The following is a 14411-nucleotide window of genomic DNA, read 5'->3' on the forward strand; positions in this document are numbered from 1 at the left end:
TCCCCAAAGGTAATCGCGAATTGAACTTTTCCAAGGCGGGGGCGTTGGGCCAGACGAAATGATCAAGGAGATCCCGTCATGCCGAAAAGCCCGTTTGCCCGCCTGTCCCGGACCACCGCCGCCCTTGCGGTCCTGAGCGGTCTCGGTGCCGGCCTGCCCCTGCCCGCGCAAGCCGCAAGCTTCGACTGCGACAAGCCGGACCTCGCCGCCGACGAGACCGCCATCTGCGCCAATCGCGACCTCAACGACATGGACGTGAAGATGGTGACGACGTTCGAACTGATCACCGGGCTGCTGCCGATGGGCAATCGCGGCGTGGTGCAGGACGAGCAGGTGGCATGGCTGTCGAAGCGCCAGGCCTGCAATGCAGACCTCGCCTGCCTGAGGGCAACCTATACGGAGCGGCTGGCGCAGCTGAAAACCGTCTCCGACATGATCGAGCGGCCGAAATGACGGGTGCGGGAGGATCGAAGAACGACAGGAAAATTAGGCTATCAGCTAATTACCCATGCGGCGAAGTCCGTGCCATCGAACCTTCTCGGAACGCGGAATCCAGCCTGGAACTCGCGCGCTCCGCGGGCAATAGATTCCGGTAGCAATGAGCGCTCTCAGACAACCTCGATCAGCGTCTCGCCGCGTTCCAACGCCTGCAAGATGGCCGGTAGCGCCTTTTCGAACCAGACGAGCAGATCCCGTCGGCGTGCATTCGGGAGGCGGACCCACACGATGGCTGGGCCTTGCACGGTCAATGCCTTGCGCTGAGCAAAATCCTCGTCCTTCGTGACGATAACCGACCCGGTCTTCAGCGCATGTTCCCAAATCTCGCGATCGGAGGCTGACTGCATGTCGCAATCCATGACATGTATCGCGTCGTGGCCCAGATCACACAGCCAGCGCGCAAGCGCGGGGGGAAGTTGCGCATCGACCAGAAAGAGAAAGCGCATCAAGCCACGCGGAGTACAGGATGATCACTCTGGCGCGCCGCAAACTCCAGCGCAGCGACGATGTCACCAGCCTCCAGGATGGGGTAGTCGTCCAGGATCTCCTCCTGGCTGGCGCCCGAAGCGAGAAGATCCAACACGTCCTTCACGCGGATACGCAGATGGCGCAGCGTGGGCCGTCCGCCGCACAGTTCGGGATTCACCGTAATCCGATGCAGTTCAGACATGTTCTTCCCTCAAGCCGATTGCGCCACGCCGACAATAACACAACGCGCCGGCGGTTTCATCCGCCGACGCGCTGTTGTGGACTCGAAGAAAGGATGCGTCCCTATTCCGGCAAGATCCGTACCGCGCCCTTGTCGGCGCTGCTGGCGAAAGCGGCATAGGCCTTGAGCGCGGTGGTGACATTGCGCTTGCGGGGGTGCGCCGGCTTCCAGCCGAGGGCGTCCTGCTCGGTGCGGCGGCGGGCCAGTTCATCCTCGGCAACGGCCAGGTTGATCGTGCGGTTCGGGATGTCGATCTCGATCGTATCGCCTTCGCGCACCAGGCCGATCGTGCCGCCGTTCGCCGCTTCCGGCGAGGCGTGGCCGATGGAAAGGCCGGACGTGCCGCCGGAGAAGCGGCCGTCGGTGATCAGCGCGCAGACCTTGCCGAGGCCCTTCGACTTCAGATAGCTGGTCGGATAGAGCATTTCCTGCATGCCCGGACCGCCCTTGGGGCCTTCGTAGCGGATGACGACGACGTCACCGGCAACGACCTCGTTCGACAGGATCGCCTTGACCGCCGCATCCTGGCTTTCATAGACCTTGGCCGGACCGGTGAACTTCAGGATCGACTCGTCGACGCCGGCGGTCTTCACGATGCAGCCGTCAAGCGCCAGATTGCCCTTGAGCACGGCAAGGCCGCCATCCTTGGAGAAGGGATGCTGGGCATCGCGGATGACGCCGTTTTCGCGGTCGAGGTCGAGGTCTTCCCAGCGGGCCGCCTGGCTGAAGGCGACCTGGGTCGGGATGCCGCCCGGTGCAGCGCTGAACAGCTTGAGGGCCGCCGGGTCCTCGGAAACGGAAATGTCCCACTTGGCCAGCGCGTCGCCGAGCGTCCTGGCGTGAACGGTCGGCAGCTCGGCATTGAGCAGGCCCGCGCGGTTGAGCTCGCCGAGGATGGACATGATGCCCCCTGCCCGGTGGACGTCTTCCATGTGCACGTCGGCCTTGGCCGGCGCGACCTTGGACAGGCACGGAACTTTGCGCGACAGGCGGTCGATGTCGTCCATGGTAAAGTCGACCTCGGCCTCGTGGGCGGCGGCGAGGATGTGCAGGACGGTGTTGGTCGAGCCGCCCATGGCGATGTCGAGCGCCATGGCGTTCTCGAAGGCGCCCTTGGAGGCGATGACGCGCGGCAGTGCGGTCGCGTCGTCCTGCTCGTAGTAGCGCTTGGCGAGCCCGACAATGCTGCGGCCGGCCTCAAGGAAGAGTTCCTTGCGGTCGGCATGGGTGGCGAGCGTCGAGCCGTTGCCCGGCAGCGACAGGCCGAGTGCCTCGGTCAGGCAGTTCATCGAATTGGCGGTGAACATGCCCGAGCACGAGCCGCAGGTCGGACAGGCCGATCGCTCGATGGTGGCGACGTCCTCGTCGGAGATCTTGTCGTCGGCGGCGGCGACCATGGCGTCGACCAGGTCGAGCGCGACCTTCTTGCCGTGCATGACGACCTTGCCGGCCTCCATCGGGCCGCCCGAGACGAAGATGGTCGGGATGTTGAGGCGAAGCGAGGCCATCAGCATGCCGGGGGTGATCTTGTCGCAGTTGGAGATGCAGACCATGGCGTCGGCGCAATGGGCGTTGACCATGTATTCGACGCTGTCGGCGATCAGTTCGCGCGACGGCAGCGAATAGAGCATGCCGTCATGGCCCATGGCGATGCCGTCGTCGACGGCGATCGTGTTGAATTCCTTGGCGACACCGCCGGATGCCTCGATCTCGCGAGCAACCAGCTGGCCGAGGTCCTTGAGGTGCACGTGGCCGGGGACGAACTGGGTGAACGAGTTGACCACCGCGATGATCGGTTTGCCGAAATCGCTGTCCTTCATGCCGGTGGCGCGCCAAAGGCCGCGCGCACCCGCCATGTTGCGGCCGTGGGTCGTGGTTCTCGAACGATAGGCTGGCATCGGTGTTACCTCGGGTCTTCTCTTGGTTCTTGCCGGGCTTGGGGCTGGCCGAAAAGGATCGGCTGCACGCATTTCCGCACCGGAATTTGACCTTGTGATAGGGCAAGGCCCCTATGATGTCACTATCAGCATAGCGTAAAACGGTACGCTTGGCATCCCGGCCGCTTCGCCCGGCGCGGTCCTATGGCTCGCGGAGGAGCCGGCGTGACAAGGGCCTGCCGCTCAAGGTGCCTACACGAAAATGTGGTCGGCATTTTCTTTTCGTTACGATGAAACTCTGATGAGATTTGCTACGTAGTTGAAGAGACAGACCGCATCCACAGCGAAAGAGCAGACCCATGTCCCGCTACCGCCCGCCGAAGATCGCCCAGAGCGAGATCACGCCGCAATCGCTTTACCTCAACCGCCGCAGCCTGATCGGCGCAGCCGCGGGCGGACTGGCGCTTGCGGCGGCGCCCAGGGCCTTTGCCGCGGCGATCGCCGCCAAGCCGAGCGCCTATGTGTTGACCGAAAAGCCGACGTCCAAGCAGGACGTCACCAGCTACAACAATTTCTACGAGTTCGGCACCGACAAGATCGACCCGATCAACAATTCCGGGTCCTTCAAGACGCGACCCTGGACGGTCGAGGTCGGCGGGCTGGTGGCCAAGCCCCAGGTGATCGACATCGAGGCGATCCTCAAGGACTTCCCGATGGAAGAGCGCGTCTACCGCATGCGCTGTGTCGAGGCCTGGTCGATGGTCATCCCCTGGGTCGGCTTTCCGCTGGCCAGCCTGCTCGATCGGGTGGAACCACTCGGCTCGGCAAAATACGTCGCCTTCGAAACCGTGGTGCGGCCCGAGGAGATGCCGGGTCAACGCGGCTTGTTCCAGCCGATGGAATGGCCCTATGTCGAGGGCCTGCGCCTCGACGAGGCGCGCCATCCGCTGACCATCCTGGCGACCGGCCTCTACGGCGAGACCCTGCCCAACCAGAACGGCGCGCCGCTGAGGCTGGTCGTGCCGTGGAAATACGGCTTCAAGGGCATCAAGTCGATCGTGCGCATCACGCTCACCGAAAACGAGCCGCCGGCGAGCTGGAACGCCATGCAGCCGGGCGAATACGGCTTCTATGCCAATGTCAATCCGGCGGTGGACCATCCGCGCTGGAGCCAGGCGACCGAGCGGCGCATCGGCGAGGCGAGCGGCCTGTTCGGCGGGGCGCGCATCGATACCCTGCCCTTCAACGGCTATGCCGACGAAGTGGCGAGCCTCTATGCCGGCATGGACCTGACGAAGTTCTACTGATGAAACTCAGAACGACGCTTCGCCCCCTCATCCGGCGCTTCGCGCCGCCTTCTCCCCGATCGGGAGAAGAGGTCCCGGTGTCGCGCTGCCCCTTCGGGCATGGGGCGCCGAGGGCGCGCCATATCGATACCGGAGAATGACGATGGCCATGCCTGCCCTGCCCGCCCGATACAAACCCGCCTCCGTCTGGGCGCTCTATGCGATCGGGCTGATTCCGGGGCTCCATGCCTTCTATCTCGGCATTTTCGGCGGGCTGGGCGCCGATCCTGTGCGGACCTTCGAACACCTGCTCGGGCTCTGGGCGCTCAGGTTCCTCTGCCTCGGGCTCACGGTCACGCCGGCGCGCGACCTGTTAGGCATTAACCTAATTAGCTACCGGCGCGCACTCGGCCTTCTCGCCTTCTACTACGTGCTCGCCCATTTCGCCGTCTATCTGACCCTTGACCGCGGGCTGATCCTGTCGTCGATCGCCGGTGACATTCTCAAGCGGCCCTATATCATGCTCGGCATGGCCGGGCTGTTGATGCTGATCCCGCTGGCAGCCACCTCGAACCGCTGGTCGATCCGCAAGCTCGGGCAAAGGTGGAACCGGCTGCACAAGCTGGTCTATGCGATCGCGGCGGCCGCCGTGCTGCATTATGCGCTGTCGCTGAAGGCGATCACCGCCGAGCCCGCCTTCTACATCGCCGTGGTGATCGTGCTTCTGGCCTACCGGCTGGTGCGTCCGAAGATCATGGCCTGGAAGCGGGCCAGCAAGCCGGGCAACAGAACCGTCCGCGCGCCGGTGGCAAGCACCGGGGACTGACAGGCGCGCGCGGCGCGGCGCCCACTCTGTACCAATCAAAGTCTGCACAATCGCGGCCGGACCACGACAGAGGCGATGCATCCGTGCGATAGACTCCGCACAGCCCCCGGAATTCCGGCGGCAACCAAGGGCGGAGATGGTCATGAAGACGAAGGTCGCGGCTCTGTTTCTGGCGATGACCTCCCTGGCGGCGGCGTTGCCGGCCCGGTCGGAAGTCGGCATGACGATGACGACGCCGGTGTTCGGCCAGATCGTCTCCTACCAGCTGCCGGCGGGCTTTCAGCCGATCTACGAGGAGACCGGCACTGACGGCTATATCCAGGAAGCCGTGCCGGCGGGCGAGACCGTGAACGACTGGTCGCAGATGATCACCATGACGGGCGTCAAGGACGCCAAGGGGCAAGCCGACATGCTGGAGGGCGCTGCCCAGGTGCTGGCCGGACATTTCCAGCAGGCCTGTGCGGAGACCTTCACCGGAACCTCGTTCGGGGCGACCGAGATCAATGGTCTTACCGGACTGGTGGTCTTTCTCGGCTGCGGCACGGTCGCACCGTCCGAGGAGGGAAAGGACGCGCGGAGCGAGACGGCCGTCATCGTCTACGTCAAATCGGCCTTTGGCTATGTCACGGTGCAATGGGCCGAGCGCGGCCCGCCCGTGGCCGCCCGACCGGACTACGATATCGACACCTGGAAACCGCGCCTCGCCCAGCTCCTGCCGATCCGGCTCTGCGACGCCGTCGCCGGCGAGGAGCCGCCCTATCCGAGCTGCAACGCAAAGCCATGACAGAGACGCCTGCCGGGCTATTGCGCTAGCCGAAGCTAAAGACACTGCATGGCGAGCGGTGGCCGTCCCTCTTCTCCCCAGCGGGGAGAAGGTGGCGCGTAGCGCCGGATGAGGGGGCTTCTCGCTGAGAGGATGGTGGCTTCGCCCCCCTCATCGCCTCGCATGCGCTCGGCACTTCTCCCCGATGGGGAGAAGAGGGAGATCCAATGCCGGCGCCGTGAGTGCGGCCGGCTCATTCGCAAGGCACACTGATCATCTTGTGCCGGCAGACCGACCGTCCGGCCGCCGATCGCGGCGTGCCGCTCAGCCCAGCCAGGCCGCCGGGGCGGCAAGCGGCGTGCCGTTCAGTCCAACCAGGCCGGCGGGGCGGCAGGTGTGCGGCCCGTCACGGCCGCCGCGACGCAATCGGCAAGGGCGGCGAAGCGCACCTGCTTGCCGCTGAGGCCCGGGCCGTAATGGGCGTATTTGCCGGAATTGGTGAGGATGGTGCGCGCTGCCGGCGGGACGATCGGCTGCATCACCGTGCACCAGCAGGCATCGCGCACGAAGGTGGCGCCGAAGGTTTCGAGGGTGGCGGCGATGCCTGCCTCGGCGATGCGGGCATGGATGGCGCGGCTCAGGGTGACGGTGAGCGCCACGTTGGCATGCTTCGTCCGGCCGGCGCAGAGTTTGGCTAGCGTCTCGCACTCGCCGAAGGAAAAATGCGGGTTGCCGAGCGCCACGAGATCGACCGTGTCGCCGGTGGTCGGGTTGAAGTGGCGCCAGTCATCGGCCAGGTCGCCGCGGGTGACTTTGACGATCCGAAGCGCTTGGCCGCCCGTCGCGGCGGACAGCGTGGGCGCCTCCGGCGTGACGCCGACGATGTGGAACATCGGTGCGGCCGACGTCGTGGCGAAGGCGGCACCGAAGGCCCTGAGGTCGTCGGCCGTCGGGTGAGCCTGCTCCAGGCCTGTGACGGCGGGGATGGCGTTCGGCGCCAGCGTGCCAACCCGATAGCCGAGCAGCGGCCAGAAGCTGTCGTCGCGGCCCTCCATCGCCTCCACCTCGACCACCAGCCGCGCCTTGCGGTTCTCGTCCAGATGACAGCCGGCCTCGGGCGCTCGGCCAGTGAGTGCGATGCAGATGTCGAGGAAATCCGGATATTTCATCGTGCGGGCGCCGAGCACGCTGTTGGCATAGACGACGGCGTTCGATTCGGCCCAGGCGATGTTCTCGCCTTCGGCCGGGGCGCCGTCGAGCTGGTAGGGCGCGCAGGTGAAGGTCGGGCGGGCGCCCATGCGGACATAGGCATCGGCCAGTGCGCTGGCCGCCATCGAGAGAACCGGGTCGGTGCCCTGCTCGCGCCAGCGGGCCTGGTCGGCGGAAATGGCATTGAGCGAGGTCGGCACGACGACCCTGCCGCCCCAGTCCGCGAGCTTTTCCGCGAAGTCGAGGCTTGCCGGGCCGGTATAGATGCAGCCGTCGACATGGACCTGGGCGACGTCGATCAATCGCCCGGCGCCGAGCAGTTCGGCCATGCGCACGACGATCCGCATGGCGGTGCGCGTCGCCTGCGGCACGCCGTCTGACAGAAGGTGTTGGTCCTTGTCACTCAAGACGAGTTTCGGCAAGCCGGCGGGCGGGACCGCGTCGTTCAGCCCGTGGCTGGCGCCCGGCACGGCCACCAAGCCGGCCTCGATGCGAATGGCACCCAGCCCTTCGAGGCGGGCGAAAGCTTCCGGCGCGATCACGGCGATCGGCAGCAAGCGGCCGTACATTTCCTCGGCAACCATGACGCCGAGCGTCAGGATCTCCTCGGCCTGCGAGAAGACCATGCCGGCCGGCGCCTTGCCGTTGAGGATGAGCTGCATCAGCACGGCGCTGCCGGTGCACGAACCGCGGCCGCCGGGGATCGCCAGGATCGTGCCCTCGAGACAGCGGCCATGCAGCGGATGCGCCTGGTCGATCACCAGGCCGGTCTCCGGGTCGACGCCGCCCCAGAAGCTGAGGGCCGTATCGGAAAAGAGCAGCGGCCCTTCGGCCGCGCCGTCGATCAGCAGGCGTGCGGGCGCGGCAAACGGCGCTTCCCCGGATTCGACTGCCATGCGCTTCCCTTCCCCGATGACCGAACTCATCGACTAGCACGCCCGAGGGGCAAATCAAGCACCAAGCCTTGCGCCCTGCACGGCCATGGGGTGTCATGGCGCCCGCCCGCCCTATGTGAAGAAAAAGTTCGGTGCGATGTCGAATCCGTCCGCTGCCGTTCGTCATGGCGATACGCACCCCTTGGGAGCGCTGTTTCAAAAAGAGGAGAATGAGAAATGCGTGTAATGGTGATGGTGAAGGCAACGGAAGACAGCGAAGAAGGCATCATGCCCTCGGCCGAATTGTTCGAGGCAATGGGCAAGTTCAACGAGGAACTGGTTCAGGCGGGCATCATGCTGTCCGGCGACGGGCTGAAGCCGTCAAAGGCTGGAAAGCGGGTCGCCTTCGACGGTCCTGACCGCCGGGTGATCGACGGTCCCTTCGCCGAGACGCGGGAACTGGTCGCCGGCTACTGGATCTGGGAGGTCAAGGACATGGACGAGGCGATTGCCTGGGTCAAACGCTGCCCCAATCCAATGATGGGGCCGAGCGAGATCGAGATCCGTCCCTTCTACGAGATGGAGGATTTCGCCGATGTGATCTCACCCGAGGGCCAGGCGAGCCATGACCGCGCCGCCGAAGGGCTTGCCGCGCAGCAGAAGTCGAAGGGCTGAGACATCATGAGCAAGATGATCTTCATCAACCTGCCGGTGCGCGACCTTGCCGCGTCGCAGGCCTTCTATGAAGGCCTCGGCGGCACGCTCAACCCGATGTTCTCCGACGCAGAGGCCAAGTGCCTGCTGTTCTCCGAGGCGATCGGCGTGATGCTGCTGACGCATGAGCGCTACGGGCAGTTCACCAGCCGGCCGATCGGCGACGCCAGGGCCCGGAGCCAGGCGCTGCTGGCACTCAGCGTCGAGACGCGCGACGGCGTCGATGCAGTCCTTGGCGCAGCCGTGGCCGCCGGCGGCAGGGCCGACCCCAACCCGGCCCAGGATCTCGGCTTCATGTATGGCCGCTCGGTCGAGGATCCGGACGGCAATGTCTGGGAGATCCTGTGGATGGATCCGGCGGCTGCGGCCGGCGGACCGCCGGACGCCTAGACGAATCCATGCGGCGGGAGGGATTGCGGCTCTGGTCACGGTCACCGCCGGCCGTTGACTGAACCCGCCGAGCCCGCATACTGCCGCCGCATGGAGACATCCGAAGCGCACCGGACGGCGGAGACCGTCTTTCGCATGGAACGGGCCCGGCTGATCGCCGGGCTCGCCCGGATCGTACGCGATGTCGGGCGGGCCGAGGAGCTGGCGCAGGATGCGCTGGTCGTGGCGCTCGACCGCTGGCCGACGAGCGGTATTCCCGACAATCCCGCCGCCTGGCTGATGGCGACCGCCAAGCGGCGCGCCATCGATGCGCTGCGCCGCGCCCGCATGATGGAACGCAAGCATGACGAGATCGGCCGCGATCTGGAGCTCGAACAGGACAGCACGATCGAAGCGATCGAGGCGAGCATGGACGACGACATCGGCGACGAACGCCTGAGCCTGATCTTCACCGCCTGCCATCCGGTGCTTTCGACCGATGCACGCGTGGCGCTGACGCTCAGGTTGATCGGCGGGCTGACGACGGACGAGATCGCCCGCGCCTTCCTGTCGAGCGAGACGACAATCGCCCAGCGGATCGTCCGGGCAAAGAAGAGCCTCGGCGGGGCCGGTATCGCCTACGAGGTGCCGCGCGGCGCCGAGCGCGACGCGCGTCTCGCCTCGGTGCTGGAAGTGGTCTACCTGATCTTCAACGAGGGCTATGCGGCGAGCACCGGCGAGGATGCCATCCGCCCGCAACTCTGCGCCGAGGCCATGCGCCTTGGCCGCATTCTCGCCGGTCTGGCGCCCGACGAACCGGAGGTGCATGGGCTGCTGGCGCTCATGGAAATCCAGTCGTCGCGTCTTGTCGCCCGCAATGGCCCGGACGGCGTGCCGCTGACGCTGGAGACGCAGAACCGGTCGCGTTGGGACCAGTTACTCATTCACCGCGGGTTCGCGGCGCTGGAGCGGGTCCGTGCGCTCGGCGGTGAAGACGGCGCCTATGCCCTGCAGGCGGCGCTGGCGGCCTGCCACGCCCGCGCCCGGCGCTTCGAGGACACGGACTGGCGGATGATCGCCGGGCTCTACGACCGGCTGCTGGCCGTGCTGCCCTCCCCCGTGGTGGCACTCAACCGGGCCGTCGCCCATGCGATGGCGTTCGGGCCGGAAACGGGGTTGGCGCTGCTGGACGCGCTGGAGGACGAGCCGGCGCTCAAGGGCTACGCGCCTATGGCGGCCGCGCGAGGTGATTTCCTGCTGCGGGCCGGACGGCCGGCGGAAGCGCGGGCCGCGTTCGAGCGGGCGGCGGAACTCAGCGGCAATGAGAGCGAGAGGGCGTTCCTGATGCGGCGCGCCGTTCAGGCGACGACCAATCGGAGCTAGGGGACGAGAGCTACAGCCACCGTGGATTTGAGGGGTTGAAGCGTCCAAACAGATGACGAAACCTGCTTGGCAGGAAACCTCTCCAAGCCTTCATCGGCTACCTTGAACAGAGGCTGCAAGCATTTGAAGGGAGAGACGCTCACAAGGGAGCCGAAACAGATTGCTTCTGACCACCTTCCGGCCTCGATCGCGCCAGCCAGCTCGGCCGCCGGATCGCCCCCGAACCCGGCCTCCGGCGGGGCAACCGCGCCGCGAGATTTTCGCGGCGTCCCGATGGCATTGCCGATGCCGCAGCTTCGGGGATCGTGACAACGATCCCATGCCGCACCACCAGCGCCAACGGGCGGGCGCCTCCCCACCCGCGGGACTCCCGGTGCTGGCATTTGCCGAACAACATCAATGCATTGATATGAATACGGACCCGACTGCCTCCATGACGGTGACGCTTGTCTCGCTAAAAAACGATGCGCAGACAACAGCTTACCCCGCAGGGGGAGCCACTCCTTTTACCTTGTTTTCCCTAAAGCAGCCAGCAGTCGGGCAGATTCGAACGCATAGGCGGCAGGGAAGTCGTCGTAGTGCGGGCTCCATTCACCAATGCCGAAATGTGCTTGGATGGCCTTTTCGATCACCGCCGGGGACGACACGCTACGGTATCGCAGTATCTCAGCCTCCGCCGGAGACGCCAGCCAACTGACGGTGCGATCCCGCGATTCGATATGCAACACGCCCGACTGCCGGACCTTGAATGCCGGTTGCGGAAAGCTCGCCAGATTTTCCTGAACATTGCCAAGGATCGGCCAATCACCGTGGGACAGTTTGGCATCGAGCGTCAGCGCCAGAAAGACTGGCTTCTGATCGACGACACTGTGAGGGTTCACATCCCGTGTTTCCACTTTCTGGCCGAAGACCGCTACATAAAGTTCATGGTTCCACGCGCTGACAAGCTGGCCAAGCGCCCAGCCCTTGCCGTCGAGCGGAACGAGGAATACGTCCCCAACTTTTGCCTGTATTCCCATGGGGCCGCTTTCTCCTACCTTGGCTCAGGCAGCCCAAGACGGGCCGTCGAGCCGCGCCAACCAGGTCGTTACGGGAAGGCTCACATCGCTCAATTCTCAATGGAAATTATGCGTCCAACCGGCTCAGTCCTGCCTGCAAACCAACACACCTTAACGAAAAAAGCCGGGTGATCGCTCACCCGGCTTTTCAATGGCATTCCCTTGCGGGAAGAACCTTACGCTGCTTCGGCTTCGGCTTCAGCGGCGACGCGGGCCTTGTCGGCTGCGCCCTTGGCATCGACGTCGCGCTCGACGAATTCGATGACGGCCATGGCGGCATTGTCGCCCTGGCGGAAGCCGGCCTTCATGATGCGCAGGTAGCCGCCGTTGCGGGTGGCGTAGCGCGAAGCGATGGCGTCGAACAGCTTCTTGACGGCGTCAAGGTCGCGGATCTGCGAGATGGCCTGACGACGAGCGTGCAGGTCGCCGCGCTTGCCCAGCGTGACCAGCTTTTCGACGATCGGGCGAATTTCCTTCGCCTTCGGCAGGGTGGTGACGATCTGCTCATGGGTGATGAGCGAAGCAGCCATGTTGGCGAACATCGCCTTACGATGGCTGGCGGTACGGTTCAGCTTGCGACCGGCTTTCTGGTGGCGCATTGCTATTCTCCTTCTACGCAGGCTCCCGCTCTATGCGGCGGCCCTGCCGTTTCCTGACACATACAGGCATCCGCCTGCAGTTTGACTGGAAAGGCAGAGGTAAACCTGCCTTTTTGTTTCTTAGTATTGGTCTTCGTAGCGCTTGGCGAGATCTTCGATGTTCTCGGGCGGCCATGCCGGCACTTCCATGCCGAGGTGCAGGCCCATGGAAGCGAGAACTTCCTTGATTTCGTTCAGCGACTTGCGGCCAAAGTTCGGAGTGCGGAGCATTTCTGCTTCGGTCTTCTGAATGAGGTCGCCGATGTAGACGATGTTGTCGTTCTTCAGGCAGTTGGCCGAACGAACCGAAAGCTCGAGCTCGTCGACCTTCTTGAGGAGGGCCGGATTGAACGCGAGTTCGGTGACGGCTTCCTCTTCGACTTCCTTCTGCGGCTCGTCGAAATTGACGAAGACGCCGAGCTGGTCCTGGAGAATGCGGGCCGCGAAAGCGACAGCATCTTCACCGGTGATCGAACCGTCGGTCTCGATGGTCATGGTCAGCTTGTCGTAGTCGAGAACCTGTCCTTCGCGGGTGTTTTCCACCTTGTAGGACACCTTCTTGACCGGCGAGTAGAGGCTGTCGACCGGGATAAGACCGATCGGAGCATCTTCAGCGCGGTTACGATCGGCCGGGACATAGCCCTTGCCGTTGGCGACGGTGAATTCCATGCGGATCTCGGCGCCCTCGTCGAGGGTGCAGATCACATGGTTCGGGTTGAGGATTTCGATATCGCCAACCGTCTGAATGTCACCGGCGGTCACGACGCCCGGACCCTGCTTGCGCACGACCATGCGCTTCGGATCATCGCCGTCCATCTTGATGGCGATTTCCTTGATGTTGAGCACGATGTCGGTCACGTCTTCCCGGACGCCCGGGATCGACGAGAACTCATGCAGCACGCCGTCGATCTGGACGGCGGTGACGGCACCACCACGCAGCGACGACAAGAGCACGCGACGCAGCGCGTTGCCGAGCGTCAGGCCGAAACCGCGTTCCAGCGGCTCGGCGACGAGGGTCGCCTTGGTGCGGCCGGACGAGGTGAACTCGACCTTGTTCGGCTTGATCAGTTCCTGCCAATTCTTCTGAATCATTATTTTACCTTCCGTTCGTCGCCACCATCCAATCGTGGCTACCGAGCTAACACCGAGAGGAGCGCCTTAGCGCTCATCGGCGGGATGAAAGATGATCAGACGCGACGCTTCTTGCGCGGGCGGCAACCATTGTGCGGGATCGGGGTCACGTCGCGGATCGAGGTGATCATGAAACCCGCAGCCTGCAGAGCGCGCAGAGCGGATTCACGACCCGAACCCGGACCGCAGACTTCCACTTCGAGCGACTTCATGCCGTGTTCCTGCGCCTTCTTGGCAGCATCTTCAGCGGCGATCTGGGCGGCGAACGGGGTCGACTTGCGCGAACCCTTGAAGCCCTTGGCACCAGCGGACGACCAGGCAATGGCATTGCCCTGCGCGTCGGTGATGGTGATCATGGTGTTGTTGAACGTCGAGTTGACGTGGGCGACGCCCGACGAGATATTCTTGCGTTCGCGACGGCGTACGCGGGTGGCTTCCTTGGCCATGACTTCCCTTTCGTTGATCTGAACACCGCCGTAGTTCCAGCGGCTACACCAATCGAGGCAATAGGATTTAGGCAGTAGGCGGTAGCTGAAAACTACCGCCTACTGCCTATTGGCTACTGCCTCGAAAATTACTTCTTCTTACCAGCGATCGCCTTTGCCGGCCCCTTGCGGGTGCGGGCATTGGTGTGCGTGCGCTGACCGTGGACCGGAAGGCCACGACGGTGACGCAGGCCGCGGTAGCAACCCAGGTCCATGAGGCGCTTGATGTTCATCGCGGTATCGCGACGAAGATCGCCCTCGACCTGATAGTCGCGGTCGATGGCTTCGCGGATCGCCAGAACCTCGGCATCCGTCAGCTGATGTACGCGGCGATCAGCCGGAATACCGACCTTTTCGATGATCTCCTGCGCGAATTTCGGACCGATCCCGTGAATGTAGCGGAGCGCAATTACTACGCGCTTCGCGGTCGGGATGTTGACGCCAGCGATACGTGCCACGCCTATTCTCCTTGCTTCCAGTTGCCGTCCGGCAAGTGGTGTCTCGTTACACGGCCTTTGCGGGCCGCAATTACATATAAGGTTCTCAACAAGTCAAAACGATCGAACCCGGTCTTCCCGAAGGAAGAACGC

Annotated in this window: 16 protein-coding genes; 7 read left to right on the top strand and 9 right to left on the bottom strand. The window is 64.4% G+C overall.

The window, feature by feature from the left end; all coding sequences use genetic code 11:
* Positions 1–78: 78 nt before the first annotated feature.
* A complete protein-coding gene (locus AC07Y0_RS09990) occupies positions 79–453 on the top strand; it encodes a lysozyme inhibitor LprI family protein (RefSeq protein ID WP_498676847.1) in 375 nt (124 codons plus the stop codon).
* A 155-nt stretch (positions 454–608) separates the two neighbouring features.
* Here AC07Y0_RS09990 and AC07Y0_RS09995 read toward each other — a convergent pair whose 3' ends face one another.
* The 3 genes from AC07Y0_RS09995 to ilvD form a co-directional block, all read right to left on the bottom strand.
* Positions 609–944, bottom strand: a complete 336-nt coding sequence (locus AC07Y0_RS09995) for a DUF5615 family PIN-like protein (RefSeq protein ID WP_498676848.1) — start codon at positions 942–944, stop codon at positions 609–611.
* Positions 944–1168 (bottom strand): DUF433 domain-containing protein, encoded by a 225-nt coding sequence (locus tag AC07Y0_RS10000; protein WP_498676850.1) that lies wholly within the window; start codon positions 1166–1168, stop codon positions 944–946. The genes AC07Y0_RS09995 and AC07Y0_RS10000 overlap by 1 nt, the downstream gene beginning before the upstream one ends.
* Before the next feature lie 101 nt (positions 1169–1269).
* Complete coding sequence (gene ilvD, locus AC07Y0_RS10005; RefSeq protein ID WP_498676852.1) at positions 1270–3105, bottom strand: dihydroxy-acid dehydratase; 1836 nt, start codon at positions 3103–3105, stop codon at positions 1270–1272.
* A gap of 338 nt (positions 3106–3443) precedes the next feature.
* Here ilvD and msrP point away from each other — a divergent pair, with 338 nt between their 5' ends.
* The 3 genes from msrP to AC07Y0_RS10020 all read left to right on the top strand — a co-directional run bounded on the left by msrP (position 3444) and on the right by AC07Y0_RS10020 (position 5980).
* The gene (gene msrP / locus AC07Y0_RS10010) at positions 3444–4391 is read left to right on the top strand and encodes a protein-methionine-sulfoxide reductase catalytic subunit MsrP (RefSeq protein ID WP_498676854.1); all 948 of its coding nucleotides are present in this window, start codon (positions 3444–3446) and stop codon (positions 4389–4391) included.
* Positions 4392–4527: 136 nt separating this feature from the next.
* Positions 4528–5196: a protein-methionine-sulfoxide reductase heme-binding subunit MsrQ gene (gene msrQ, locus AC07Y0_RS10015; protein WP_498676856.1), complete on the top strand. Its 669-nt coding sequence runs from the start codon at positions 4528–4530 to the stop codon at positions 5194–5196.
* Between the two features lie 142 nt (positions 5197–5338).
* On the top strand, positions 5339–5980 hold the full coding sequence (locus AC07Y0_RS10020) for a hypothetical protein (protein ID WP_498676858.1): 642 nt from the start codon (positions 5339–5341) through the stop codon (positions 5978–5980).
* A 344-nt stretch (positions 5981–6324) separates the two neighbouring features.
* Here the strand turns inward: AC07Y0_RS10020 and lhpI are convergent, their stop codons facing one another.
* Positions 6325–8064, bottom strand: a complete 1740-nt coding sequence (gene lhpI, locus AC07Y0_RS10025; RefSeq protein ID WP_498676860.1) for a cis-3-hydroxy-L-proline dehydratase — start codon at positions 8062–8064, stop codon at positions 6325–6327.
* A 216-nt stretch (positions 8065–8280) separates the two neighbouring features.
* Here lhpI and AC07Y0_RS10030 point away from each other — a divergent pair, with 216 nt between their 5' ends.
* The 3 genes from AC07Y0_RS10030 (at position 8281) to AC07Y0_RS10040 (ending at position 10509) form a co-directional block, all read left to right on the top strand.
* Entirely contained in the window at positions 8281–8718 is a 438-nt protein-coding gene (locus AC07Y0_RS10030; RefSeq protein ID WP_498676862.1) for a YciI family protein, read from the top strand.
* A 6-nt stretch (positions 8719–8724) separates the two neighbouring features.
* Positions 8725–9147, top strand: coding sequence for a VOC family protein (locus AC07Y0_RS10035; RefSeq protein WP_498676864.1), 423 nt, complete (start codon positions 8725–8727; stop codon positions 9145–9147).
* Between the two features lie 90 nt (positions 9148–9237).
* Positions 9238–10509, top strand: a complete 1272-nt coding sequence (locus tag AC07Y0_RS10040) for an RNA polymerase sigma factor (protein WP_498676866.1) — start codon at positions 9238–9240, stop codon at positions 10507–10509.
* A gap of 506 nt (positions 10510–11015) precedes the next feature.
* Here AC07Y0_RS10040 and AC07Y0_RS10045 read toward each other — a convergent pair.
* From AC07Y0_RS10045 to rpsM, 5 genes are all read right to left on the bottom strand, one after another.
* On the bottom strand, positions 11016–11528 hold the full coding sequence (locus AC07Y0_RS10045; protein ID WP_498676868.1) for an Imm26 family immunity protein: 513 nt from the start codon (positions 11526–11528) through the stop codon (positions 11016–11018).
* A 215-nt stretch (positions 11529–11743) separates the two neighbouring features.
* Entirely contained in the window at positions 11744–12166 is a 423-nt protein-coding gene (gene rplQ, locus AC07Y0_RS10050) for a 50S ribosomal protein L17 (protein ID WP_028735882.1), read from the bottom strand.
* Positions 12167–12286: 120 nt separating this feature from the next.
* The gene (locus tag AC07Y0_RS10055) at positions 12287–13297 is read right to left on the bottom strand and encodes a DNA-directed RNA polymerase subunit alpha (protein WP_028735883.1); all 1011 of its coding nucleotides are present in this window, start codon (positions 13295–13297) and stop codon (positions 12287–12289) included.
* 95 nt (positions 13298–13392) lie between these two features.
* On the bottom strand, positions 13393–13782 hold the full coding sequence (gene rpsK / locus AC07Y0_RS10060) for a 30S ribosomal protein S11 (RefSeq protein ID WP_115672077.1): 390 nt from the start codon (positions 13780–13782) through the stop codon (positions 13393–13395).
* Between the two features lie 128 nt (positions 13783–13910).
* A complete protein-coding gene (gene rpsM, locus AC07Y0_RS10065; RefSeq protein ID WP_028735885.1) occupies positions 13911–14279 on the bottom strand; it encodes a 30S ribosomal protein S13 in 369 nt (122 codons plus the stop codon).
* Positions 14280–14411 lie beyond the last annotated feature (132 nt).

The sequence above is a fragment of the Allorhizobium sp. GW101-3B10 genome (assembly GCF_059424725.1).

Excerpts from the sequence above, each read along its gene's own strand:
- AC07Y0_RS09990 (WP_498676847.1), top strand. The coding sequence starts at position 79 with ATGCCGAAAAGCCCGTTTGCCCGCCTGTCCCGGACCACCGCCGCCCTT.
- AC07Y0_RS09995 (WP_498676848.1), bottom strand. The coding sequence starts at position 944 with ATGCGCTTTCTCTTTCTGGTCGATGCGCAACTTCCCCCCGCGCTTGCG.
- AC07Y0_RS10000 (WP_498676850.1), bottom strand. The coding sequence starts at position 1,168 with ATGTCTGAACTGCATCGGATTACGGTGAATCCCGAACTGTGCGGCGGA.
- ilvD (WP_498676852.1), bottom strand. The coding sequence starts at position 3,105 with ATGCCAGCCTATCGTTCGAGAACCACGACCCACGGCCGCAACATGGCG.
- msrP (WP_498676854.1), top strand. The coding sequence starts at position 3,444 with ATGTCCCGCTACCGCCCGCCGAAGATCGCCCAGAGCGAGATCACGCCG.
- msrQ (WP_498676856.1), top strand. The coding sequence starts at position 4,528 with ATGACGATGGCCATGCCTGCCCTGCCCGCCCGATACAAACCCGCCTCC.
- AC07Y0_RS10020 (WP_498676858.1), top strand. The coding sequence starts at position 5,339 with ATGAAGACGAAGGTCGCGGCTCTGTTTCTGGCGATGACCTCCCTGGCG.
- lhpI (WP_498676860.1), bottom strand. The coding sequence starts at position 8,064 with ATGGCAGTCGAATCCGGGGAAGCGCCGTTTGCCGCGCCCGCACGCCTG.
- AC07Y0_RS10030 (WP_498676862.1), top strand. The coding sequence starts at position 8,281 with ATGCGTGTAATGGTGATGGTGAAGGCAACGGAAGACAGCGAAGAAGGC.
- AC07Y0_RS10035 (WP_498676864.1), top strand. The coding sequence starts at position 8,725 with ATGAGCAAGATGATCTTCATCAACCTGCCGGTGCGCGACCTTGCCGCG.
- AC07Y0_RS10040 (WP_498676866.1), top strand. The coding sequence starts at position 9,238 with ATGGAGACATCCGAAGCGCACCGGACGGCGGAGACCGTCTTTCGCATG.
- AC07Y0_RS10045 (WP_498676868.1), bottom strand. The coding sequence starts at position 11,528 with ATGGGAATACAGGCAAAAGTTGGGGACGTATTCCTCGTTCCGCTCGAC.
- rplQ (WP_028735882.1), bottom strand. The coding sequence starts at position 12,166 with ATGCGCCACCAGAAAGCCGGTCGCAAGCTGAACCGTACCGCCAGCCAT.
- AC07Y0_RS10055 (WP_028735883.1), bottom strand. The coding sequence starts at position 13,297 with ATGATTCAGAAGAATTGGCAGGAACTGATCAAGCCGAACAAGGTCGAG.
- rpsK (WP_115672077.1), bottom strand. The coding sequence starts at position 13,782 with ATGGCCAAGGAAGCCACCCGCGTACGCCGTCGCGAACGCAAGAATATC.